The 25,764-nt window shown below is 42.5% G+C and carries 19 protein-coding genes; 14 read left to right on the top strand and 5 right to left on the bottom strand.

All coding sequences use genetic code 11. The features are described from left to right. Nucleotides 1–5 precede the first annotated feature (5 nt). The 10 genes from ACFGVS_RS19680 (at nt 6) to ACFGVS_RS19635 (ending at nt 12,124) form a co-directional block, all read left to right on the top strand. Entirely contained in the window at nt 6–2,156 is a 2,151-nt protein-coding gene (locus tag ACFGVS_RS19680; protein ID WP_439695258.1) for a xanthine dehydrogenase family protein molybdopterin-binding subunit, read from the top strand. Between the two features lie 138 nt (nt 2,157–2,294). Continuing rightward, nucleotides 2,295–3,143 carry a dienelactone hydrolase family protein gene (locus tag ACFGVS_RS19675; protein ID WP_439695257.1) on the top strand — a complete coding sequence of 283 codons (849 nt, stop codon included), beginning with the start codon at nt 2,295–2,297 and terminating at the stop codon, nt 3,141–3,143. 82 nt (nt 3,144–3,225) lie between these two features. Further along, nucleotides 3,226–4,200: a hypothetical protein gene (locus ACFGVS_RS19670; RefSeq protein WP_439695256.1), complete on the top strand. Its 975-nt coding sequence runs from the start codon at nt 3,226–3,228 to the stop codon at nt 4,198–4,200. 85 nt (nt 4,201–4,285) lie between these two features. Next, nucleotides 4,286–5,317 (top strand): glycosyltransferase family 2 protein, encoded by a 1,032-nt coding sequence (locus ACFGVS_RS19665; protein WP_439695255.1) that lies wholly within the window; start codon nt 4,286–4,288, stop codon nt 5,315–5,317. 267 nt (nt 5,318–5,584) lie between these two features. Beyond that, nucleotides 5,585–6,784, top strand: a complete 1,200-nt coding sequence (locus ACFGVS_RS19660; RefSeq protein ID WP_439695254.1) for an ABC transporter permease — start codon at nt 5,585–5,587, stop codon at nt 6,782–6,784. A gap of 38 nt (nt 6,785–6,822) precedes the next feature. Further along, the gene (locus tag ACFGVS_RS19655; RefSeq protein ID WP_090638168.1) at nt 6,823–8,061 is read left to right on the top strand and encodes a PP2C family protein-serine/threonine phosphatase; all 1,239 of its coding nucleotides are present in this window, start codon (nt 6,823–6,825) and stop codon (nt 8,059–8,061) included. Between the two features lie 190 nt (nt 8,062–8,251). Further along, entirely contained in the window at nt 8,252–8,848 is a 597-nt protein-coding gene (locus ACFGVS_RS19650) for a ribonuclease HII (protein ID WP_274210766.1), read from the top strand. Between the two features lie 69 nt (nt 8,849–8,917). After that, on the top strand, nt 8,918–10,135 hold the full coding sequence (locus ACFGVS_RS19645) for a glycosyltransferase family 4 protein (RefSeq protein ID WP_090638176.1): 1,218 nt from the start codon (nt 8,918–8,920) through the stop codon (nt 10,133–10,135). A gap of 101 nt (nt 10,136–10,236) precedes the next feature. Next, nucleotides 10,237–11,316: a glycine cleavage system aminomethyltransferase GcvT gene (gene gcvT / locus ACFGVS_RS19640; RefSeq protein WP_439695253.1), complete on the top strand. Its 1,080-nt coding sequence runs from the start codon at nt 10,237–10,239 to the stop codon at nt 11,314–11,316. An 88-nt stretch (nt 11,317–11,404) separates the two neighbouring features. Further along, the gene (locus ACFGVS_RS19635; protein ID WP_439695252.1) at nt 11,405–12,124 is read left to right on the top strand and encodes a 2-phosphosulfolactate phosphatase; all 720 of its coding nucleotides are present in this window, start codon (nt 11,405–11,407) and stop codon (nt 12,122–12,124) included. A 23-nt stretch (nt 12,125–12,147) separates the two neighbouring features. Here ACFGVS_RS19635 and ACFGVS_RS19630 read toward each other — a convergent pair whose 3' ends face one another. The 4 genes from ACFGVS_RS19630 to dtd form a co-directional block, all read right to left on the bottom strand. Beyond that, nucleotides 12,148–13,026, bottom strand: a complete 879-nt coding sequence (locus tag ACFGVS_RS19630; protein ID WP_439695251.1) for a DUF4349 domain-containing protein — start codon at nt 13,024–13,026, stop codon at nt 12,148–12,150. A gap of 119 nt (nt 13,027–13,145) precedes the next feature. Then, complete coding sequence (locus ACFGVS_RS19625; protein ID WP_090638190.1) at nt 13,146–13,472, bottom strand: nucleotide pyrophosphohydrolase; 327 nt, start codon at nt 13,470–13,472, stop codon at nt 13,146–13,148. Between the two features lie 130 nt (nt 13,473–13,602). Then, entirely contained in the window at nt 13,603–13,977 is a 375-nt protein-coding gene (locus tag ACFGVS_RS19620; protein ID WP_090638194.1) for a GxxExxY protein, read from the bottom strand. A gap of 166 nt (nt 13,978–14,143) precedes the next feature. Next, on the bottom strand, nt 14,144–14,602 hold the full coding sequence (dtd, locus tag ACFGVS_RS19615) for a D-aminoacyl-tRNA deacylase (RefSeq protein ID WP_439695250.1): 459 nt from the start codon (nt 14,600–14,602) through the stop codon (nt 14,144–14,146). 227 nt (nt 14,603–14,829) lie between these two features. On the opposite strand from dtd, the gene ACFGVS_RS19610 reads away from it, so the two are divergent. From ACFGVS_RS19610 to ACFGVS_RS19600, 3 genes are all read left to right on the top strand, one after another. Continuing rightward, nucleotides 14,830–16,068: a cystathionine gamma-synthase family protein gene (locus ACFGVS_RS19610; RefSeq protein ID WP_439695249.1), complete on the top strand. Its 1,239-nt coding sequence runs from the start codon at nt 14,830–14,832 to the stop codon at nt 16,066–16,068. A gap of 76 nt (nt 16,069–16,144) precedes the next feature. Then, the gene (locus tag ACFGVS_RS19605; RefSeq protein WP_439695248.1) at nt 16,145–20,770 is read left to right on the top strand and encodes an FG-GAP-like repeat-containing protein; all 4,626 of its coding nucleotides are present in this window, start codon (nt 16,145–16,147) and stop codon (nt 20,768–20,770) included. A gap of 10 nt (nt 20,771–20,780) precedes the next feature. Beyond that, the gene (locus tag ACFGVS_RS19600) at nt 20,781–21,716 is read left to right on the top strand and encodes a PorP/SprF family type IX secretion system membrane protein (protein WP_439695247.1); all 936 of its coding nucleotides are present in this window, start codon (nt 20,781–20,783) and stop codon (nt 21,714–21,716) included. A 49-nt stretch (nt 21,717–21,765) separates the two neighbouring features. Here ACFGVS_RS19600 and rsgA read toward each other — a convergent pair whose 3' ends face one another. Beyond that, nucleotides 21,766–22,686, bottom strand: coding sequence for a ribosome small subunit-dependent GTPase A (rsgA, locus tag ACFGVS_RS19595; RefSeq protein ID WP_274210758.1), 921 nt, complete (start codon nt 22,684–22,686; stop codon nt 21,766–21,768). Between the two features lie 620 nt (nt 22,687–23,306). On the opposite strand from rsgA, the gene thrA reads away from it, so the two are divergent. After that, entirely contained in the window at nt 23,307–25,757 is a 2,451-nt protein-coding gene (thrA, locus tag ACFGVS_RS19590) for a bifunctional aspartate kinase/homoserine dehydrogenase I (protein WP_439695246.1), read from the top strand. Nucleotides 25,758–25,764 lie beyond the last annotated feature (7 nt).

Raw genomic sequence — 25,764 nt, 5'->3', positions numbered from 1 at the left:
TCACCATGAAAACAGCGACAATCAAAACGATGCCCTCATCGGCAGAAGGCATGGGCCGGGTAGACGGAAGACTAAAAGTAACCGGTGCAGCAAAATACTCGGCCGAATATGCACCGGCGGGTTTAGCTTATGGGGTACTGGTAGGCAGTACCATTACCAAAGGCAGCATTACTGCCATTGATACCAAAGCGGCTTTGAAAGCGCCAGGAGTATTGGCTATAATTACCCATTTAAATGCCCCAAAAGTGCCCGGCGACCAGCCCGAAAAAGACAAGAAAGCGGGCGGTAAGGGTGCGTTAAAGATTTTTTATGACGATAAAATATATTACAACGGGCAGCCCGTTGCCGTAGTAGTTGCAGATACCTTTGAGCGCGCGCTGTTTGCAGCATCATTGGTAAAAGCAACATACCAGGCCGAAAAGCATATCACCAGCCTGCCTGATAACATAGAAAAAGGATTTCCTCCACATGGCGAAGGTGCTTACAAGCGTGGTGCCGAAGATGCCTGGAAAACTGCCCCGTTTAAACTGGAGCAGGAATATATTGTGCCTACGGTAACCCATAACCCTATGGAGCTGCATGCTATTATTGCCCGCTGGGATGCTGATGATAAATTAAGCGTTTGGGATAAAACCCAGGGCGTTAAAGATACCCAGCAAGATTTGGCTCGCCTGTTTAAACTCCCCAAAGAAAATGTGCAGGTGCACTCGGAATTTGTTGGCGGGGCATTTGGCAGCGCTTTGCGTACCTGGCCGCATGAAGTGGCCGCCATACTTGCTGCTAAAGTGGTAAAAAGGCCTGTAAAGGTGGTTTTAAGCCGTGCAGATATGTTTACATCAGTAGGTTACCGCCCGTTTACCTGGCAAAAGATTGGCATTGGCGCTACAGCCGATGGCAAGCTTACTGGTATTACCCATGAAGCCGCCGGGCAAACTTCATCGTACGAAAATTTTACCGAAGGGCCTACCGGCGTAAGCCAGAATTTATACGCCTGCCCCAATGTAAATACCAAATACAACATTGTTCCGCTTGATATTGCAACACCCACATGGATGCGTGGGCCTGGCGAAGCCACCGGCTCTTTCGCGCTGGAGTCGGCACTGGACGAGTTATCCTACCAACTGAAAATAGATCCCGTTGAATTGAGGATCCGCAACTACGCCGAGAAAGACCCTGATAGCGGCAAGCCATTCTCGAGCAAGTTTTTGAAAGAGGCGTACGAACTGGGGGCCGATCACATAGGATGGAAAAACCGTAAGCAAGAACCGGGCATGGTAAAAGAGCATGGCTGGTATGTTGGCTATGGCATGGGCGGCGGCATGTTTGGAGCCTATAGGGATAGGGCAACAATAAAAGCTACTATGAAAGCCAACGGAACCTTATTGCTGCAAAGCGCAGTAAGCGATATTGGCCCCGGTACAGGTACCGCCATGGTGCTTATAGCAGCAGAGCAAATGAACATGCCAGCCGAAAAGATAAAATTTGAGTTGGGCGATTCATCATTACCCAACGCGCCCACGCAGGGAGGATCGGCCACAACGGCCAGTGTTGGCTCGGCAGTATATAAAGCCTGCGCCGATTTGAAAGAGAAGTTTCAAAAACTGATTGGCAATGGCGGCACCGATAACCCCGATTATGCGAAAATATTAAAAGAACACAACCTGGCTTCACTGGACGTTATTACCGAGACGGATGGCGGCAACGGGATGCAAACGTATGCCATGAACTCCTGGTCGGTACATTTTGTAAAAGTTTTGGTGAACGCTGCAACAGGTGTTGTTAAAATTGACAAGGTTGCATGCGTATCCGATTGCGGCCGCATTATCAGCCCTAAAACGGCTCGTAGCCAGGTAATAGGCGGCGCGATAGGGGGGATTGGAATGGCTTTGATGGAGGAGTCGGTTATTGATCACCGGTATGGCCGGTATATCAACAATAACTTTGCCGATTATCACGTGCCTGTAAATGCCGATATCCCACAGATAGATGCCCTGTTTGTAAATAAACCCGACCCCATCATTAACCCGATGGGCGCCAAAGGCATGGCCGAGATAGCCCTCATAGGCATGGCCGCCGCGGTAGCCAATGCAGTATACAACGCCAGCGGAAAACGGGTACGGGAGCTTCCGATAACTCCGGACAAAGTGATGGGATAGCGAGCCCCATTTAACGTTCCCGGGAATGGAGGGCTCAAAAGCCCGGTCCCGTTTTAGCAGGGATATTTAAAAATGAGTTGGCAACGCAAATCAATTAGCCAACGTAACTGTTATTGAAAATAACTCAAAACTCAACCCATGAAAAAATTAGCCTTATTTACGTTATTAATCGCTTTTGGCTCACTCACCTTTGCGCAAAACAAAAAGGTGGTTTGCTGTGCCAACCCTTCATCAACCCAGCGCTTTGCCATGCTGGCCTCAAACCCAATGTTCCGGATGGCACATTTAAAACCGCTGCCTATCCGTTTTCAAAGCAGCATTGGTACAAATATTACCTATAAAACACCCGATGGCAAAACAGCCACCGCTTACGTGCTGAAAGCCCCAAAGCCTACTAATAACTATATATTGGTGATTCATGAATGGTGGGGGCTGAACGATTATGTAAAACGCGAATCGGAGAAAATTTATAATGATTTGGGCAATGTAAACATCATCGATCTTGACCTTTATGACGGCAAAGTAGCCACCGACCCTAAAGATGCCGGTAAATTAATGCAGGCCGTTGTTGAAGATAGGGCCAAAGCCATCATCAACGGCGCTATTGCTTATGCGGGTGCTAAAGCACATATTGCTACCATTGGATGGTGCTTTGGTGGCGGCTGGAGCCTGCAAACCGGCTTGCTTGCAGGCAAACAACTGGTTGGCAGCGTTATGTACTATGGCATGCCCGAGCAGGATGTGGCTAAACTGAAAACGCTAAACGCCGATGTGTTGGCCAATTTTGCTAATAAAGACCAATGGATAAACCCTAAAGTAGTGGCTAAGTTTAATGATGATATGAAAGCTGCAGGCAAAAAACTGTACCTGCACCAGTATGATGCCGACCATGGTTTTGCCAACCCAAGCAACCCGGCCTATAACAGCGATGCTACTAAAGATGCCTATGCCAATACCATTGCGTTTTTTAAAGCAAGGTTAAAATAAACAAAAATGCCAAAGTTGCGTTATTGGGTGGCGAGTTAATCCTTGCTTCATTTTTTCGTAACATTGCATAAATTTTAACTACTTGACCACTTCTACCAAGAAAATAGTTTCCTATCTGCTTAAAGCCGGCATAGTTATAGTATCTGCGTTGTTTATTTACAGGCAGTTTTCTAAAAAAAACAATGACCTGAAGGAGTTTGAACTATTAGTTTCAAGCATTAGCGCTACCAGGGTGATAGTAACTATGTCGGTAGTATCATTGTTGATGTTTGTTAACTGGTTCCTGGAAGCTTTAAAATGGCGCTATGTGAGCAAAGCCCTCATCAACATTACCCTTTGGGAAGCTGTTGAAGCTGTTTTTTGTGGCCTTACCTGGGCCGTTACCACACCAAACCGTATTGGCGAATATGGTGGCCGTGTTATGTTTTTGCCAAACCGCAAGCGTATCCCCGGTATTTTCGCCATGGCTGTGGGCTCCTTTAGCCAGGCGCTGATAACCAATGTGCTGGGCATTGTCTCTATGGTGTGGTTTATTGCAAACTTTATTCATGAAAAAACCTGGGGCTATGCGGGGTTTGCTGTCATTTCAGCCGTTGTGGTTTTGGTCCAGCTCATCATTTACTTTCATATCAAATGGATAGTTAATGTTCTTGACAGGATTGTATTTATCAGAAAATTCCATCGCTTTTTTGAGGTTTTAGGCCGGTATAAAACACATGAACTGATCAGGATCATGTGCTTTAGTTTGTTAAGGTATATTACCTTCACCACGCAGTATTACCTCATTTTTCAGATGGTGGTGCCGCAAATGCAGGTTGGGCCCATGCTACTGGTGTTAATGTTATTTTTCTTTATAACATCTGCCTTACCATCTCTTGATCTTTTTGATATCGGTGTGCGCGGGTTTACCGCCGCCCACCTTTTTGTGTACATAACCGATCAAAAGCTGGCCGTTATTTCCTGTGTTTCATCAATATGGCTTATAAATTTATTTATTCCTGCTATTTTAGGTTCTTTATTTGTTTTTAAAATCAAATTCTTTGATCGCAACGCTTAGTATAATCTCGTTATTGTTTACAGCCTTTTACCTGCTGTTTTTAGTTTATATCATAAAGGGGTGGTTTAATATAAAACCCCCAACAGTGGTAAACAAAACATCTTTTAATACCCGGGTTACTATACTTATAGCGGCCCGTAACGAAGCCGAAATTATCCATTTAACCATAGGTGATATTTTGGCCCAGGATTACCCCAGGCATTTGCTTGAGGTAATTATTGTTGACGATCACTCTACAGATAACACTGCTGCAATTATCGGAAGTTTTGCAGACCAGGGCATTACACTGTTAAAACTCAATGAAAACCAGCCATTAAACTCCTATAAAAAAAAGGCCATAACAGAGGCAATCCAATTATCAACCGGCGAACTAATGGTAGCCACCGATGCCGATTGCCGGATGAACAGCAAGTGGATATCAACCATAGTAACTTACTACGAAACCGAAAACCCGGTGCTTATTTCGGCCCCCGTGACATTTTTCCAGGAGAAATCGATATTTGAGCTGATGCAAACGCTGGAGTTCTCGTTTTTAATTGGCATTGGGGCCGCCTTTATTGGTAACGGAAGGGCATCAACCTGTAATGGTGCCAATATGGCCTACCGTAAAGACGTATTTAACGAAGTAGGAGGGTTTAAAGGTATCGATCAGCTGGCATCGGGCGATGATGAATTATTATTGCAAAAAGTGGCGGTACGCTACCCCGGCCGCATTGGTTTTATAAAACAAACAGACGCCATTGTATATACTCATGCCAAGCCCAATTTAAAAGAGTTTATGCAGCAGCGTAAGCGTTGGGCATCAAAATTTACTTTATATAAGGATAAAAAGATTGTTCTTGTCGCTCTTATCTTCTGGCTTTTTAATATCTCCCTGCTATTGAATTTTTTCCTGGGATTGTTTTTTGCCGATATTTTTAAACTTTTTTTGGCGCAGTTTTTACTTAAATATTTTTTTGAGGCTATTTACCTGATTCCTGTTACCTCGTTTTTTAAGCGTAGCTACCTGGTTAGCCTGCTTATAATTACCATACCGGTACACGTTGTTTACCTGGCCTATATGGGTTTAATAGGCAGCAATAAAAAGTACCAATGGAAAGGGCGGGAGGTTAAGTAGGTTCCAATGTAATTAAGATAGGAAAAGCAGCAATAAAAATAATATCGAACACGGAATTTCGAATATCCAACACCGAAGTTTTTCCTTCATTATTCGAAATGGAATATCCGGTATTTAATAAGAGATTAATACCGCTCGCGCCAAGTTAACTTATCACTCAAAACTCAGAACTCACCACTCCTTTTTAATGTAAATGTAATTTGTACTCATGCCGATTGCTTATTGTATCTATTTAAGCGATATTTAGCCAAACGGAACTATTAACTATTGGCCCAGCTTACCCCCTCTAAACGTACCTGGAACGCATTTAAGCGTAATAAAATTGCCATGGCCGGGCTTGTTTTTATTGCGATAACCCTATTAGTGGCCATATTGGGGTATTTGATAATGCCCGATAACACCCCGCAGGCCAACAACATGACTATACAATTGAGCATTAAAAAGCCTGGCGCCAAATTCATGATGTTGCTTATACGTAAAAGCGAACAGATAGATACAATAAGCTTTTTTAACAGGATGCTTTTTGGGCAGCCATCTTTTTACAGGGAAGTGCCTATTACAGGGTATTATTTTAAACAGGATTCCATCCACGTAAGCGAATATATTGGCAATGAGGATAAGCCCGATCAAAAAGCCTATAATATTTTTGAAGTGGTAACGGGTATTAAACCACGATATCATTTTAATAAAGTGCTGCTAAACCCAACGCTCAGCTGCGAAAAAACGGCGGAGATATACAAGAATTTTACTGATAAAATTAAAGGCGAACAAATAATTACCAGGACCTTTTGGCTGGGTACCGACGTTTACGGGCGCGACCTGTTGAGCCGATTGTTGCTGGGTACACGAATTTCATTGGCAGTAGGGCTAATGTCGGTGATAATCAGCATGTTTTTAGGGGTAGCCGTTGGTTCTGTAGCCGGGTATTTTGGCGGGTGGATTGACGGCGCTTTAAGTTGGATAATGAACATATTATGGTCGTTGCCTGCATTGCTGCTGGTTATTGCCATATCATTTGCATTGGGCAAAGGGCTTTGGCAAATATTTATTGCAGTAGGCTTATCCATGTGGGTTGAGGTAGCCCGGCTGGTACGCGGCCAGGTAATGAGCCTGAAGCAGGTTGAATATGTAGAAGCAGCCCGCGCCCTTGGCTTTAATAACAGGCGCATTATTACCAAACATATTTTGCCCAACATAACCGGGCCTATCCTGGTGCTGGCATCGTCAAACTTCGCCTCGGCTATTTTGTTAGAAGCAGGGCTTAGCTTCCTGGGTTTTGGGGCCCAGCCACCGATGCCTACCTGGGGCGGCATGATTAAGGAGCATTATGGCTACATCGTTATGGATTCGGCCTTCCTGGCTATTACTCCTGGCCTGGCTATTATGTTGTTAGTGTATGCTTTTAACCTGGTTACAGTAGGTTTACGTGATGCTTTCGATATAAAATCACAAAGTACGCGCATTTGAAAATATTTTTTTTACTTTAGTCATGCGACTAAAAACAAATGCAATACAAAGACGATAGTTCTGGCGAAGACGAATTAATAAGGCTGTTGCTTAAACGGCAATCCGAGTTGAATTCCTTATTGGAGATCACCAGGGCCATTAATAAGAATACTTCCACCCCCATACTTATACAAATGCTGGAGGTTATTCTGCAAAATTACCTGCAGGTTGGCAAGCTTCGTTTTCTGATAGAAAAGGAAAATAAGTTTATATGCATCTCTAAATACGGCGGCGAAATGGAATCGGCCATGGCATTAAGCAGGGCTTGTGATAAATTAAGCAAAGTTAAATCGCCTGTCGCGATAGCCGATCACCAGGATGTTACCCTACGCAAGTACAATTATTTTATTCCCATATACCACAAAAGTAAGGCCCTGGCTTATGCGCTTATCGGCGATTTTGATACGTCGGGCGAGATGCTAAGCAACGATCTTAACTTTATCCAGACGCTGATGAATGTGATCATAGTAGCGCTGGAGAATAAAAAATTATTTAAAGAGCGTTTACAATCAGAACGTTTTCAGCGCGAAATGGAGCTTGCCGTTGAAGTGCAGAATATGTTGATACCGCTCAGGATTCATAAAGATAATGCAGTAGAAGTTGGCGCCAAATACCTGCCCCATCAAAATATCGGGGGCGATTACTTTGACTTTATCCGCCTTAATGAGAGCGAATTTTTATGGTGTATAGCCGATGTATCGGGTAAAGGAATATCGGCGGCGTTGCTGATGGCAAATTTTCAGGCCAGCCTGCACGCCTGGGCCGCGGTGGAAGACGACTTGACAAACATTATTGACCGCCTTAATAAAATAGTACTTAACAACACCAAGGGCGAACGGTTTATTACCCTGTTCCTGGCGCGTTATAACCAAAAGAAACGCAAACTGAATTATATAAATGCAGGGCATAACCCAACCATCCTTTTTGCTGACGGGGAAGCTATACCACTAAAATTGGGAACGACGATGATTGGCGTTTTTGAAGACCTACCTTTTTTGAACGAAGGAGAGGTTGATATTGAACCAGGCAGTCTTATTGTAAACTATACCGATGGTTTGATGGACTTTGAATCAACCAGTACTAAGGTATGGAATGAAGATAAACTGCTTTCGTTTGTAAAAGCCCACGGTAACCTATCGCCCGATAATTTTAACGATTTGTTATTAGACCACCTGAGCCTTGGACATAAAAGCAAACCTATAGACGATATCACCCTGCTTACGCTGAAGATATTTTAGATACACAAATTTCACTAATTGAAGCGAATTTAATACACACGAATTTCACGAATCGAGGCGAATTTAATACACACGAATAGGCGCGAATTGAACACGAATTTCACGAATTCCTGTCTAATGGTGTTAATGAACTATTCTTCGGTCTTGATACTTGATACTAACTACTTGATACTTATTCTATCTTTGTAACATGTTAGCAGCAAGGTACCAGTATGAATTAATTGAGGCGGGATGTGATGAAGCTGGCCGCGGTTGCCTTGCGGGGCCTGTGTTTGCCGCAGCGGTTATTCTTCCTCACGATTTTGATCACGATTTACTGAACGATTCCAAGCAGGTATCCGAAGAAATACGGTATCGGTTACGCGCAGAGATTGAAGAAAGGGCTATTGCCTATGCTGTGGCATCGGTTGATAATTTTGAGATTGACGAGATCAACATTCTAAACGCATCTTTCCTGGCTATGCATCGCGCTATTGAAAAATTGCAAATAGCGCCACAGTTTTTAATTATCGACGGTAACCGGTTTAAAAAATATCCAAACGTTCCGCATGAATGCATTATTCAGGGCGATGGTAAATATTTCAGTATTGCGGCAGCATCAATATTGGCCAAAACCTATCGTGATGATTATATGTTGAAAATTGCGGCCGAACATCCCGAATACGACTGGCACACTAATAAAGGCTATCCAACAATAAAACACCGCGAAACCGTTATGAAAATTGGGTTTACGCCATACCATCGTAAAACTTTCAGGGTGACCGACCCGCAGCTAAGTATTTTTTAAAGATACTTTGGTTAGATGTTTTGATAACCCCTTTCTGGTTGGTATTTTTGTGACAAACCCATCAATCATTTGAAGATCCTTATTTTAACACATCGTGTGCCATTTCCGCAAAATGGCGGATATGCTATTGTGGTGTGCAATACCATAAAAGGATTAATTGCTTTGGGGCATGATGTGTCGCTGGTGGCATTAAATGCGCAAAAGTATAACAGCAGTTATCATGAAAAGGACGAGCTGGAGGATAAAATAAATTACACCTCGTTTAAAATCAACATCAACATATCTATGGTTGATGCTGCCGTGAACCTGTTCCGCAAAAAATCAAACAATGTTGATAGGTATTACGATGCCGAGTTTGAAAAGCTGCTTATCCGTGAGCTGAAGCAAAATGCGTATGATATTATCCAGTTTGAGGGTTTGTTTGTTACGCCCTACCTGACAGCTGTCCGCAAGGTATCAAAAGCCAAACTTATTTACCGGTCGCATAATATTGAACACCAGGTTTATGAAAGGCTTGCGCATCAAAAGAGCGACCTGCTGAAAAGGGGATATTTGCGCATGGTTGCCCGGCGGATTAAAGATTACGAATTACAACAGCTTAATAAGTTTGATGCGATAGCGGTATTTACCGCTGAGGATAAAAAAACCGTGCTGTCATATGGCGCTACCATTCCGGTAGAGATTTTCCCTGTTGGAATTGACCTTACCCGCTACCGGCCCGACTTTAGTAAAACAGAATTCCCGAGTTTGTTTTTCCTGGGTTCGCTGGATTGGCTGCCTAACCGCGAAGGGATAGAATGGTTTATTAATAATTTTCATAAAGACCTGACAGAAGGAGACCTGCGTGTTAAATTTTACGTGGCCGGGCACAATATTCCCGAGCGTTTTGATGACTACGAGGTAATGGGTAAAATATTTATTCAGGGCGAAGTTGATGATGCCTTTGATTTTGTAAACAGTAAAGCCATTATGATTGTGCCGCTTTTATCAAGCGGTGGTATGCGGGTAAAAATTGTTGAGGGAATGGCTATGCAAAAATGTATCATATCTACCGCCCTGGGGGCCGAAGGTATAAACTTTAGCAACGGCACCAATATTATGATAGCCAATGATCAGCGGGAGTTTTACCATGCTATTGAACGTTGTATATCCGATGAAGAGTTTTGCAAAAACGTAGGTCTTAATGCACGTAAATTGGTTGAGCAGCAGCACGATGTGAATAAAGTAGCAAAAGATTTGGTTGAATTTTATAAAAGGCTGAGTGCTCCACCCGTACTCTCTGCATAAGCAGCAGCTAAAAAAGTATCATTAGCCCTGGCGCGGGCATTACAAATGGGGCTCATTTTCTCTTCAAAATAATTACCTTTGCGGCTGATTGAACTGACCGCATGAAGAATACTGCTTTAACCGATGTACATATAAAAGCTGGTGCCAAAATGGTGCCTTTTGCCGGCTACAATATGCCCGTGCAATACGTGGGTATTAACGCCGAACACGAAACCGTACGCAAGGCGGTAGGGGTGTTTGATGTAAGCCATATGGGCGAATTTATTTTAAAAGGCGATAATGCGCTTGACCTTATCCAACGGGTTACAAGTAACGATGCTGCCAAATTATACGATGGCAAAGTGCAATACTCCTGCCTGCCAAACGAGGATGGTGGTATTGTTGACGATTTGCTGGTTTACCGTATTGACGAGAAAACCTACATGCTGGTAGTTAACGCATCAAATATTGATAAAGACTGGGACTGGATCTCCAGATACAATACCAGCGGTGTTGATATGAAAAACATATCTGACCGTACATCATTACTGGCCATCCAGGGGCCCAAAGCTGCTGAAGCACTACAAAGCCTTACCGATGTTGACCTGGTATCCATGGAATACTACACCTTTAAAAAAGGAACTTTTGCAGGTGTTGACAATGTGCTTATTTCGGCTACAGGGTACACCGGCGCAGGCGGGTTTGAAATTTATTTTGATAACCAGTACGCAGAACAAATTTGGAATGCAATTTTTAAAGCCGGGGAGCCATTTGGTATAAAGCCAATTGGCCTGGGGGCCCGCGATACCTTGCGTTTAGAAATGGGCTTTTGCCTGTATGGTAACGATATTGACGATACCACATCGCCATTAGAGGCCGGCCTTGGCTGGGTAACCAAATTCAATAAAGAATTTACCAATGCCGAAGCTTTGCAGCAACAAAAACAAGCAGGCGTAAGCAAAAAGCTGGTTGGTTTTGAAATGATTGACCGCGGTATCCCCCGCCATGATTACCCTATTGTTGATGCCGATGGCAATAACATAGGCAAAGTAACATCGGGCACGCAATCGCCATCGCTACAAAAAGCCATTGGCATGGGTTATGTTGACAATACTTTCGCTAAAGAAGGTACAGAAATTTTCATCAGCATCCGCGATAATAAAATCAAGGCTAAAATTGTAAAGCCGCCTTTTTACAAATAGTCATCGGTCATTAGTCATTGGTTATTAGTTGGTTTAACTGCTAATTGATCGGCGGCGTTTATGACCAATGACGAGTGACTAATGACTAATGACCAAGAATTTACAAGTTTGCCTTACACCCGCTTTGCTGCCACTTTTTAATGTGGAAGAATACATTGTAGTGGTTATTGATATTTTCAGGGCAACATCATCTATATGTTATGGTATTGAAAACGGTGCTGAGGCTATTATCCCGGTATCACAGGTTGAGGAGTGTTCCGCGTATAGAGAGAAAGGGCTGGATTACCTTTTGGCAGCAGAGCGCGACGGGAAAGTAGTTGAGGGTTTTGATTTTGGGAATTCGCCATTTTCATACACTGCCGAAAAGGTGGCAGGTAAAACAGTGGTGCTTACCACCACAAACGGCACCCACGCGCTGCATTTATCCCGCGCAGCTAAAAAAATTGTGATAGGATCGTTCCTAAACCTTACTGCGTTAAGCGATTGGCTCAAAACGCAGAACGAAAACGTGCTGCTGGTATGTGCCGGCTGGAAAAACAATTTTAACCTGGAGGATACCCTTTTTGCCGGTGCCGTAATTGAACAGTTAAAAACCGACGGTTATGTTTTGGATGATGCAGCGCTGGCCGCCAATGATTTGTACCAGTTGGGTAAGCACGATATTAACGATTACCTCAAAAAAACATCTCATGGCGAGCGCCTAAAAAAATTAGGCATCCAAAAGGATATCGATTTTTGTTTGCAGGTAGATATTACTACGGCTATCCCGGTTTTGGATGGGGAGCGGCTGGTTAAATTAAAGCAATAAATTAACAGGCTTTCAGCGTGTTTTTATTCGGCATCCTTCTCCAGTTTTCTTTTTCTTGCCCATCTTCTGAACCACCAAAACCCTATTAGTACTATAACTAAAACCGGCCAAAGTGTTATTACGGTAAAAAACAAGTCTTGTACAATATCCCAGCTTTGGGTTATTGCCTGCTTAAACCGGTAGCTAAAGCCATTTTCGTTAGTTGTACGTTCGCCATGTTTATTGTAAAAGGTGATATCGAGCGAACTGAAAGCAACCTGGCGGGTCATATAATTTAGCTGTCCCTGGGTCGATTCAATATCCGTGCGTATTTCGGCTATCTTGTCCTCTATCTCCAATAAGTCGCTTGTTTTTGTAGCCCTTCTTAGCAAGTCCAGGTATCTGCTTTCTAATACCTGTTTGTTTTTTAACCGGGTTGCTATGTCGATAAAATCCGAAGTAACATCTTTCCTGCGGATGTTTTTAGTGTCGATGCTATCCCCACTGGCTTGCAACGCATCCAGGAACCTGTCGAAATTTTTTGAAGGTACGCGGACCTTTAAATCAAACTCTTTCTGGCTGTTATCGCCGCCGTTGGTTTCAGTTTCTTCGGCTACATAACCGCCAAGGCTTTGTAATGAATTTACTATTTTTTGTTTTGCAGCGTTAAGGTTGCTGGTATGGAAACGGATTTCGCCTTCCTTAATGATTTTTTTTGAAGTATCTATCGTTTCTTTTTGAGGTGATACGGTTTTATCTGCGGTTGATTTAGCTAAAGAATTTGCGCTGCCAATACTTTTTTCTTCTACCATCGGCGGCGGTGCCAGCATAACATCCGCAACCTGCACTTTTGATGCTTCATTTTTATTTCTGCATGCACAGAGCGCAAACAATAAGGTAAATGCGATAATATAATTTTTCATAATAAGGAAGCTTGGGTTTGAGATTTAACGACAATTTCCTTATTAAAGTATTTAAAATTCAGGATTTGACAAATTTAATTCTGTTAAATAGTAAAAATAAATATATAATTCGGTAATCGCTATTTTAACTTCTCGTTATTCTTATGCCGGTCGGCGTCACGGATGCTTTTCTTTTCCATATTCTTTTCCAGTGCATCCGTGAGGTCGATACCGGTTTGGTTAGCCAGGCATATCAGCACAAAAAGCACATCCGCCATTTCATCTGCCAGGTTAACCTCTGTATCCGATTTTTTAAATGATTGTTCGCCATATTGCCTCGCCATAATGCGGGCTACTTCGCCCACCTCCTCCATCAAAATGGCAGTATTGGTTAACTCATTAAAATACCGGATGCCCGTGGTATTTATCCACTTATCTACCAGATGCTGCGCTTCTTTAATTTCCATAACACGAATTTAAATAAACACGAATTTCACGAATTAAATCGAATTGTCGCGAATTTGATGAGGCACGAATTTCACGAATGTGGCGAATTACCACGAATGCTTTTGGGTGAATTTTTTCGAATTGGAATAATTATATGATTACTCTTTGATATTCTACCGAGGGGGCGCCGAAATTTATTACAATACCTAATCTCAGGCCCGAGGCTTTTAAATAGTTAAGTGTTTGTTTAATATAGGGATCGCCAATATAATTTCCCGTTTTTATTTCAAGAATGATCGTGTTATATAATACAAAATCTGCAACAAAAAAGTGTTTGAGTTTTTGCTCTTTGTAGAAAATGGAATATGGTTTCTCTTTCTCGAATGGAAGACCTAACCGTTTAAACTCAAACTCCAGGGCATCTTTATAAACAACCTCCTTAAAGCCATGCCCCAATATCTTATGAACTTCAAAACAAGCGCCAATTATTTTGTAGGATTCCTCTTTGAATAAAATATCAGTCATAAAAATGAAAAGGACACGATTTTACTATTATACACGATTTTCACTAATTGAATCTAATTTTCACTAACCCGGCGATAAATAAATCCGTGAAATTCGCCTAAATCTGTGAAAATTCGTGTTTATTCCATTCGTGAAATTCGATAAAATTAGAAAAATTGGTGTGCAATTAATGATTGTCTTTGTCCCTGGTATCCATCACAATAGTCACCGGGCCATCGTTCAATAAACTAATCTTCATATCAGCCCCAAAAATGCCCGTGGCTACCTTTTTACCGGTGATTGTTTGCAACGATTTGATCATTTGCTCGTACATCGGTATTGCCTTATCGGGTTTTGCAGCCCGGATAAATGATGGCCGGTTTCCCTTTTTTGTTTGGGCAAATAAGGTGAATTGCGATATCAGCAATATGTTGCCATTGATATCGGCAAGGGCTTTGTTCATCAGGCCGTTTTCATCGCTAAAAACACGCATGCCGGCAATTTTATTGGCCAGCCAGTTTAGGTCCTCGTCAGTATCGGCATCCTCAATACCCAGCAATACCAGAAAGCCGGCGCCTATTTGCCCGGTTATTTTATCGTCTACTTTGCAACTTGCTTCGGTAACCCGTTGTAATACTGCTCTCATATGCACACGAATGTCACGAATTGGATCGAATTTCACTAATTCAGGTAAATTAATTTATCCACGCTCATCAAATTAGTGCCTATTCGACCCAGTTCAGGAGATTGGTGTCGTCTACATAATACTTTATCTATCGGATTTGTGTTAATTCGACTTAATTCGTGAAATTCGTGTGCATAAAAATCCTTAAGTTCGCAACCGCTATTATTTTTTTTACTGATAGGTTCACAATGACTACTAAAAGAGGCTTTACAACTACCCTATTACATGCCGACCGCCTGGGCAAGCCAGAGCATGGGTCTTTACATAAACCAATCCATACTTCGGTTACTTACGGGCACGAGGATGTGCAGGATTTGGTTGATATTTTTCAGAACAAAAAGAAAGGTTACGCTTATTCGCGCCAGGGAAACCCTACGGTTACTGCATTGGAGCATAAAGTAACCCAAATGGAAAAGGGCTTATCTTCTATTGCGTTCTCTACCGGGATGGCGGCTATTTCGGCCACCATTATGGCATTGATAAAACATACAGATCATATAGTAGCCAGTTCGTTTTTATTTGGCAACAGCCGCAGTATTTTTCAAACGTATATCGACCTAGGTTTGGATATTACCTTTGTTGACGCTACAGATGTTGAAAACGTTCGCGCCGAAATAAAAGAAAATACCAAACTGGTTTTTGTTGAAACCATTGCCAACCCGGCCACCCAAATTGCAGATTTGGAGGGCATTGGTACACTTTGCAGCGAAAAAGGAATTTTATATGTGGTAGATAACACCATGACGTCGCCATACCTGTTTAATCCAATTGACGTAAAGGCAGGCCTGGTCATCAACTCGTTAACCAAATACATTGGCGGTCACGGCAATGCATTAGGCGGCAGTGTTACCGATACCGGCTTGTTTGACTGGAGCATATACCCCAACATTTTCCCGGGCTTTAAAACCCAGGTAAAGCCCGAGGCTTTGGGAATGACGCAGATTCGTAAAAAAGGACTTCGTGATGCTGGCGGTACCTTATCGCCCGAGGCTGCGCACTCTATATCTGTAGGTTCGGAAACATTGGCTCTCCGGTTAGAACGTGCCTGCAACAATGCATTTGCGCTGGCTACTTATTTTGAAAGCCATCCAAAAATTAAAAAAGTATTTTACCCGGGCCTGGAAAGCCACCCGCAGCATGAGCGTGCCGGTAAGCTATTTGCCAAATTTGGCGGGCTGATGAGTATTGAACTGGATGACAGTATTGATTGCCTTGCATTTTTAAATAAATTGCAGCTGGTAGTAAAATCAAGCAACCTGGGCGATACCCGTACCTTGGCTATCCCGGTAGCCCAAACTATCTTTTTTGAGCTTGGTGCCGAGCGCCGTGCCGAAATGGGCATCCCCGAAAGCATGATCCGATTATCGGTGGGGATTGAGGATTTGGATGATTTGGTGGAGGATTTTAAGACGGCGCTGGAAGGATAATAAAATTGCAAACTACAAGTTAATCGTTTCGACATTTTAGAGGATAATATATATATTTGTTATATTATCCTCTAAAATGTCGAAACCTTATCTGCTACCCCTTCTCGTGGGGATTTTGTTATTGCCATGCATTTTGTTTGCACAAACGTGGAAACCGTTAGGGTTCGATCAGAATAACAACCCCAATATATCATACGCCTACTATACCAAAATTGCCGTCGGTAGCAATAATATACCATATATCGCTTTTAATGATGATACCCACGAAGGCAGGATAACTGTAAAAAAACTTGATGGAGCTAATTGGATTGCCGTTGGTCGGCCAGGTTTCTCTGAAGGCTACACCAATTACATAGATATGGCCTTTGCTCCTGATGGAGCATTATATGTTAGTTATACAGTAGATGATATACGCCATAACCTGGTATTATTAATAGTACGTAAACTAATTGGAAGTACATGGGTAAAAGTTGGAGAACAAGCAGGTTTTGGCATTGGTGGAAATTTAGCCTTTGCCCCTGACAGTACTCCATATATTGCTTACGAAGATCTTCATGCTACAACAAGGGGCATTACGGTGAAAAAATTCACCAACGACGATTGGCAATACGTAGGATCCGATTCGTTCAATACAATTACCGGGTCGAGCACATATTCCAAAAACGGTGGCACGTTGTATTTTCATGGCGATAAATTGGTTATTGATAAAAATGGCGCGCTTTATTTAGGATATGCAACCATAGGAACTAACTTTAAAGCGAGTGTAAAAAAATTCGTCAATGATAGATGGGAGTTTGTTGGTGACGCTGATTTTACTCCGGAAGGCACATCTGAAATTGCCCTAGCCATGTCATCTACTGGTATTCTATACATTGGCTATCGGGATTCGCTCAATAATAAGAAAGCAACAGTTCGACAATTTAAAAATGGCAAATGGTGGTTTACAGATACAACCAGTTTATCCAAAGGTAATTCCAGTTTTTTGGATTTGGCGCTGGCTCCTGACGAAACACCGTATTTGGTTTTCAGAGACGGCAGCAAGCAGCAAACAACGGTAAAAAAACTGATAAACTCCAAGTGGGTCAGTGAAGGCCAGGGCGATATATCAATTTTATCTACAAGGGCAGATCATATTGCTATTGGTCGCAACGCAATCCCGTATGTAATTTACTGTGATTCTACTTTATATACCAAAATTGTGGTAAAAAAACTGGATGACGATAAATGGGTTGGTGTAGGTCAAGGTGGTATTTCATATCAATCAGCTTCGGTAACTGTAGCAAAAACATCAGCCCAAAATGTCACATTTGTAGCTTTTGATGATAAATTGTATGGCGGTCGTTTATCCGTAAAAAAGTATCAGTCGGGTTCGTGGCAATACGTAGGTCAGCCAGGTATTTCTGCCGCAGCTATAAACTCCGTTGTTTTCAATCGTCCGGGGTTAACTATAACTGCAACCGGCACGCCTTACGTAATATATCAGGATACCAGTGGCCACAAAAATGGGATAGCTATAGTTAAGAAATTCGACGGTAGCAATTGGGTCAACGTGGGCGAACAGATAAGCTATTACTCTGCTATCCCAAAGTTGGAAATTGCCCCCAATGGGAATATTTATTTGTTACAGGCTCCTGAACAGCAAGGCGAAGCGTTTTTAATAAAGCAATTGATAAACAATAGTTGGATACAGGTTTGGCAAGCCAAATATTCAGTAAATTTTATTAACAACCTGAGTTTTTCATTCGACAGCCAAAGCATCCCCTATGTTTTATATGCAGAGGGGATAGCGCAAAGGACACCGAGGGTACGAAAGCTGGTTGGCGACACCTGGATAGCTTTAGATGACAGTTATTTTGGGAGCACCCGCGTTGATAACATTTGCATTAAAGTGTCAAATGATGACATCCCTTATATTGCTTATCCCGACATTGGAGTAGATGGCTTGAATGCCAGGAAAATAACCGTCCGTAGGTTTGTTAACAATACCTGGGCTGAAGTTGGAGGTCAAACGGTATCTGGCATTAACAGCACCGAACCTCAGTTGTTTTTTGATATAAATGGGGCGGCATACCTAAATTACCTGGAAGGAAATACGGTTGATGTTGTAAAAAAACTGGTTCAGGATAAATGGGTGGATGCAGGCAGCAAGATAATCAAGCCATCGGGCGCGTTTAACTCATTTGACCACGTTTTAACAGCAACCACGTCAGGAGATTTGATTTACATATACCTGGCACCAGAGGTGTATGCCCGTATATTAACATCTGATGATTTGCCTGCCACACCAGTGATTTATACGTGCTCGCCCAATGCTGGCGGCCCAGGAACAGTCGCTGTCATAAATGGTATTAATTTAGGTAAAACAACTTCGGTAAAATTTGGCCAAACTGAAGCATCCTCGTTCAACATTGTTTCAGGTACTCAAATAAACGCAATAATTGGTTCGGGTTCGTCGGGCCTTGTAACCTTAACTACCTCATATGGGAGCACTACCTTTGATGGTTTTACTTATAGCCCGATGCCGCCCGTAATTACATCGTTTACCCCTAAAGCGGGCCCTGTTGGCTCCACCGTAAATATCAATGGCAAAAACTTTGGCTCGGCAGTTTCAACCAATACAGTATTTTTTGGAGCTGTAAAAGCAACAATTTTAGCAGCAAAGAACGATATGGTACAAGTAAAGGTGCCGTCGGGTGGCAGTTACCAGCCGATAACTTTAACTACCAATAACATGACCGCTTATGCTCAAAATTCCTTTGATATTAGTTTTGATAAAGTGAATCCTGCGTTCGACTCGCTCTCTTTTGCTGCCAAAAAAGATTACCCAACGCTGGAAGAGCCAACGAATGTCGAAATAGCCGATTTAAACAACGATGGCCTGCCAGAGATACTGGCCGGGGCAGCTGTAGGCCGTGTTTCATTATATAAAAATTCAAGTACCGCAAAAGCAATCATATTCAACAATACTTCTACAAACCCTGCTATCCCCTATGTTGCAAAACAAATTGCTACTGCTGATTTTGACGGCGATGGAAAAAAAGACGTTGTTTTGGTTGATGGAGAGATTGTTTTGTTTAAAAATTCATCTGCCGCCGGCGAGGTAACTTTTGTAGGTCCGGCACCATACAATAGTAAAAATTACACGGCAGAAGCCATTGGCGTAGGCGATATAGATGGTGACGGACGCCCAGACGTTGTAACACATGATAACACAGTATTACGTAATTACACAACCTTAAATGATTACAATTATTTGGAAGATGTGGCGCCATTTTATAACACCGACGAATTTTTACCCGGCTCCATTGCCGTTGCTGATCTGGATGGTGATGGCCTGCCCGAAATTGTATCAACAACTGCTATTAGCGATTATCCGGCGGAGATATCCATCTTTAAAAATAACAGTTCGCCACATACCATATCTTTTGCAGCTGCGGCAAAATTAATAGGAGGTAAATACTCCAAAAAAGTTGTTATAGCAGATATTAACGGCGACAATAAACCCGATATAATTATTCCCTGTACAGGTTCAAATATTGTAACCATTTATAAAAATCTATCTTCCGTAGACAAAATAACGTTTGCGCCAGGTGTAGATTTTGCCACAGGCAACGGGCCCATATCCGTTTGCATAGCCGACCTTGACGGCGATCAAAAACCAGACATGGCTGTAAGTAACAGCAATGACAATACGATATCTGTTTATAAAAATACCGGAGATATAAATAACATTAGCTTTGCGTCAAAAGTATCATACAAAACAGGCAAAAGTCCGCAGGGAATTGCGATAAATGATCTTGACGGCGATGGTGCGCCGGAGCTGGTGGTAACTAATTTAATTGATAATACGATTTCTATATTCAGAAATAATTTAATTACGGAAACGATTGCCGATAAAATAACTTTTGACCTACCACAATTTATAATATATGGCGCACCTGATTTTTCATTTAGTGGAACCAGTACGGATAAAACTATCCCGGTAACGTATACCAGCAGCGATACATCTATTTTAAAAATATTGCCAACTGGCATGGCGCATGTTGTACAAACCGGTCAACTTATTATTACAGCCCAGCAAACTGGCGGCACAGCATCGCCGGTGGCACACCACCTGCAAATTAGCGCAGCAAAAGTGGTGGTGACGGCTGATGACAAAACAAAAGTACAGAGTACAGATAATCCAGTACTTACTATGCATTTTAAGGGATTTGTTAATGGCGATGATTCAACCCAAACACTATTTTACCCCACAATAACAACTACTGCCGATAAAAATTCGCCGGTGGGCGAATATCCTATTACTGTAAGCGGGGGAAGTTATTTAAATTATTATCTTACTTATGTATCCGGTACGCTCACTGTCGATTCTGTTCCGGTTATTATACCACCAACAGATACCACACATGTGTTTCCTGTTTTACAAGTAAGTAAAGCCCTATCGCCAAATGGGGATGCAAAGAATGAATTTTTAAACATTACTGGGATAACCGATTATCCCGACAACCACGTTGTGATTGCAAACCGCGATGGCATAAAAATATTCGAGATATCTGGCTACGATAATCAAGAGAAGGTATTTGATGGCCACTCAAATATTACCGGTGTTTATCAGCAGCAGGGTACCTATTTTTATCTTATTGATTACAAGCAAAACGGAAAAAAGGTACGCAAAACAGGATATTTCGTGTTAAAATACTAATAAGCGGCCAATGTATAAAAATAATACCCTACGTTATTTTAATTATAAAATTTGTGTCCTGGGTTCCATTTTCTTTATAATATCAATTCATGCAAGTGCGCAGCAGTCATTTAGCTATACGCAATACATGAATAATTTAAGCCCGTTAAACCACGCTTTTTCTTTAGTTGATAAAGACGGATCTGTAAATATGTTGGTACGCAAGCAATGGGTGGGTATTGAAGGTGCACCATCTACCTTTATTTTTAATGGAAATTTACCGCTCCATACTATAGGGGCAGCAGCGGGCCTGGTTGTGATGAACGATCATTTGGCCGTTGAGGATCAAACGGAAATTGACGCGTTTTTTGCAAAATCGATAGCTGTTAACGACGATCAGTACCTGGGGGTATCAATTAACGGCGGTTTAAGACGATATGTAGCCAATTATTCTACGCTTGATCCTACCGATCAGGCTTTTAAAGATGATATAAGGGAAACAAAGCCGAACGTGGGTTTTGGAATATTATATTACGGTAATAATTTTTATATCGGGTTATCTGCCCCCAAATTAACTTTTCGTTCGTTAGGGAATGCTTCGGTAACAGATAATCGGTTTTTCAGAAACAGGTATTATTTTTCGGGCAGCTTTACTGCCGAAATAAGCGATGGCATTAAGGTGAAGCCTGCTACATTGGTTGCTTATTCAAGGGGGGTGCCGATTATTGCCGATGTTTCCACATCTTTTATATTTAAAGATAACTTTGGCATGGGCATAAATTATCGCACAAACAGCGAGGTAGCAGGGCTTGTTTCATTTACCCTGGGCAATTTCAGGCTGGGATACAGTTATCAATTTGGCACATCGTCAACCAGTATCTCGGGGTTTAGTAACGCAACGCACGAAGTTACTTTGGGCTTCCATTTCAGTAAAACAGATCCCAGAACGGCCGAGCATTTCAACTAACCTGCCATTTGTTCGAATGGCCAATTTATATTCATTATTAAGTCCCTAACTACGCCCTCGTATCATTCCCATTATAAATGCTCAAATAGCTTTCATAGCGCGATAATTCAATATCGCCCTCTTCCAAAGCTTCCAGCACAGCGCAGCCGGGTTCATTAATATGGCGGCAATTGTTAAAGCGGCATTGGTTCATGCGCGAGCGCATCTCTGGAAAAAAGTGACTTAGTTCGTTTTTTTCTATGTCGATGACACCCAATTCACGGATGCCGGGGGTGTCGATAATAAAACCTCCCTGTGGCAGTTCAAACATTTCGGCAAAGGTTGTGGTGTGCATGCCTTTGTCGCTCCACTCAGATACCATGTGGGTACGCAGGTCAAGGTTTGGCAAAAGGGCATTGATGAGGCTTGATTTACCTACACCGGAGTGGCCGGAAAACAGCGTTACCTTATCTTTTAAAAGTTCCTGTACTTTATCAATATTGGTGCCCTCCAATGCCGATACTTCAAAGCAGGGGTATCCAATTTTTTCGTAAACGGCTTTCAGGTCGGCCAGTATTTCCAGGCCTTCGTCGCTAAACAAATCTACTTTGTTAAATATCAATCGGGCGGGGATATCATAAGCTTCGGCGGTAACCAAAAAACGGTCGATAAAACCTAATGAAGTGCGTGGCGAAGCTAAAGTAACTACCAACAACGCCTGGTCAAGATTGGCAGCTATGATCTGGGCCTGCTTGCTCAGGTTAATAGCCTTGCGGATAATATAGTTTTTACGCTGGTGCAGTTTGGTAATTACCCCGCTTTCCTGCTCGGGTTCCATTTCAAACTCCACTACATCGCCCACGGCCACGGGGTTGGTTGTGGTGATGCCTTGCATCCTGAATTTTCCTTTTATCCGGCAATCAATCCGTTGGCCATCGGGTGTTTGCACCTGGTACCAGCTTCCGGTTGATTTTATGAGTAATCCCTGCATAGTAATTAAGGTTCAAAAGTAACAAATACTATGCTTATATCACCATTAATGCCATAATGCTGCGGGGTAAATGCATCTAAATAGTTAACGGTGAAAAGCTGTTATTTAAGAATAAGCTTATGGTGTGGGGAAATGAGTAATCAAGCGATACCTTGTTTTTGTTGCCCGATCCTGGTTAAATGACAGAGGTTCCCAAGTGACTTGTATTGGCCAACACCAGGCACAAATATTTGGACGCGGCTAAATTGCGCAATCAGTTTAGCGTTAACCATGGTAAAGTACAAAGCATTGATTGTCAATTGTTTACAATTATTTTACCTGAAATATGTTAAGTTGTGTTAACCCAATTAAATGCGTTTGTCCTGAATAATGCTGTTAATGAGGCATGAGTTTTTAAAAAAGTAAAATAAAGCTTGCTTATTATAAAAATATCTATTTACTTTGTCGACATTATAAGTATGACAATTAACAACACCATTATTACAACAATTATTACCACCGGCATAAAACTCGGAGGAAGATAATCGTATGGTGTAAAACATAAACAAAAGAAACCAAATGAAGCCTTCCTCCAAAAACGAGGAAGGCTTTTTTATTATTTATATTGCTAAAAACACACAATGAAAGTTTTAAAATTCGGCGGCACATCCGTAGGTTCCGCCGCAAGTATCCAAACGCTTTTAAACATATTAAAAGGCGAAGTGAAAAATGAAGTTAAGCCGGTTGTTGTATTATCGGCGATGGGCGGGGTAACCAATTTGCTGGCCTCGATGGCCGAAGATGCCGCCAATGGTAAAGAGTTTACCGCTCAACTGGCCGAACTGGAAAGACGTCACTTTGATGTAGTAAAAACACTGCTCGATGTGCAAAACCAAAACCCCGCCTTCACCCGTTTAAAAATTCACTTTAACCAGTTAGAGGAATTACTGCAGGGCGTATTAACACTACGCGAGCTTACCCCCAAAACCCGCGACCAGGTGCTTAGCTTTGGCGAGCGCTGCTCGACCATTATGGTGAGTAAAATTGCCGCCCAGCATTTTAAAGATGTATTGTATGTTGACGCTGCAGATGTAATTAAAACCGACAGCGCTTTTGGCAATGCCAAGGTAAACACCGAGTTGACTGAATTGCTGATTAAAACGTTACACCAGGAAAATAAAGATAAAATATTGTTTGTTACCGGTTTTATTGCAGGTAACGACGCCGGCCAAACCACCACTTTAGGCCGCGGCGGCTCTGATTACACAGCTGCTATTTTCGGCGCGGCGCTTAACGCCAAAGAGATCCAGATATGGACTGATGTAAACGGTATGATGACCGCCGACCCACGCATGGTTAAAAAAGCATTCTCCTTAACCGAGCTTACCTATACCGAAGCCATGGAGCTTTCTTACTTTGGTGCCAAAGTGATCTATCCGCCAACCATGATCCCGGCTTTCCTGAAAAAGATACCTATTGTTATCAAAAACACTTTCGAGCCGGAATTTGAAGGTACCGTGATCCGTCATGATTGTAAGGCGTCAAGCCTGCCTATCAAGGGCATTTCGTCTATAAACAATATCAGTATCCTTAATTTAGAGGGTAGCGGCATGGTTGGTAAATCGGGTTTTAGCGGTCGTTTATTCTCGTTGTTGGCCCGGGAGCAAATCAATATCATCTTGATTACCCAATCGTCGTCAGAGCACAGTATCACCTTTGCGGTACAACCACAGGATACCGAAAAGGCCAAACAACTGATAGAACAGGAGTTTGAACTGGAGCTGCTGGCCAAAAAGCTGGAGCACCTGGTTATCGAAAAAAACCTGGCCATACTGGCTGTTGTGGGCGAAAATATGAAACAGACGCCGGGCATGTCGGGTAAGTTGTTCCATGCACTGGGTCGTAACGGAGTTAACGTGAGGGCTATAGCTCAGGGTTCGTCAGAGTACAATATCTCGGTAATCATTTCGGCCCAGGATCTTTCAAAGGCACTAAACGCAGTACATGATGCTTTCTTTGTACAGCTAACCAAAACGCTTCATGCTTTCTGTTTAGGTACAGGCAACATTGGTAAAACCTTGTTTGCCCAGCTAAATGCCCATACCGATTATCTGAAAGATAATAACGGCATCCAGGTAAAAGTTGCCGGCATCAGCAATACCCGTAAAATGACTTTTAACAGCGATGGTATCTCTTTAGATACCTGGCAAAATGACATAGAGGCATCACCATACAGTGCCGACCTGAAAGAGTTTATTGCCAGGATGAAGGCCATGAACCTGCCCAACTGTGTGTTTATTGACAATACCGCCAGCCCTAAGCCAATTGAGTTTTACGAGGATGTTTTTAAAGCCAATATCTCGGTAATTACCTGTAATAAAATTGGTAACTCGGGCAGCTACACGCAATACCGCACATTTAAAGATACCGCCCGCCGCCATGGTGTCGATTTCTTTTACGAAACCAACGTTGGTGCCGGCCTGCCTATCATCAACACCCTAAAAAACCTGATGAACAGCGGCGATAGGGTACAACGCATAGAAGCTATTTTATCGGGCACCATATCGTTCATCTTTAATAACTTTAAGGGCGATGCCAACTTTCACGATGTGGTGAAAGAGGCACAGGAAAAAGGATATACCGAACCAGATCCGCGCGACGATTTGAGCGGTAAGGATTTTATGCGCAAAATGCTCATCCTGGCCCGCGATGCCGGTTATGCAATGGAAGAAGCCGACGTTGATATTGAAAGCGTATTGCCAAAAGCCAGCCTTGAAGCAAAATCGGTAGATGATTTTTACGCCACGCTTAAAACAGAAGACGTCCACTTTGCAAAACTAAAAGACCAGGCCGAAAAAGATGGGAAAGTACTACGTTACATAGGAAAGCTTGAAAATGGTAAAGTAACCATCACCCTGCAAATGGTTGATGAAAACCATCCGTTTTACATGCTATCGGGCAGCGACAACATTATATCGTTTACAACCGACAGGTACAAAGAACGCCCGCTGGTAGTAAAAGGCCCCGGCGCGGGTGCGGAAGTAACTGCTGCAGGTGTATTTGCTGATTTGATAAATTTGGGAGCGAATTAGAAGCCCC

The sequence above is a fragment of the Mucilaginibacter sediminis genome, from assembly GCF_051903035.1.
GTDB lineage: Bacteria > Bacteroidota > Bacteroidia > Sphingobacteriales > Sphingobacteriaceae > Mucilaginibacter.
Note: the sequence above shows the minus strand (reverse complement) of the source record. Positions and strands in the feature narration are given on the sequence as shown.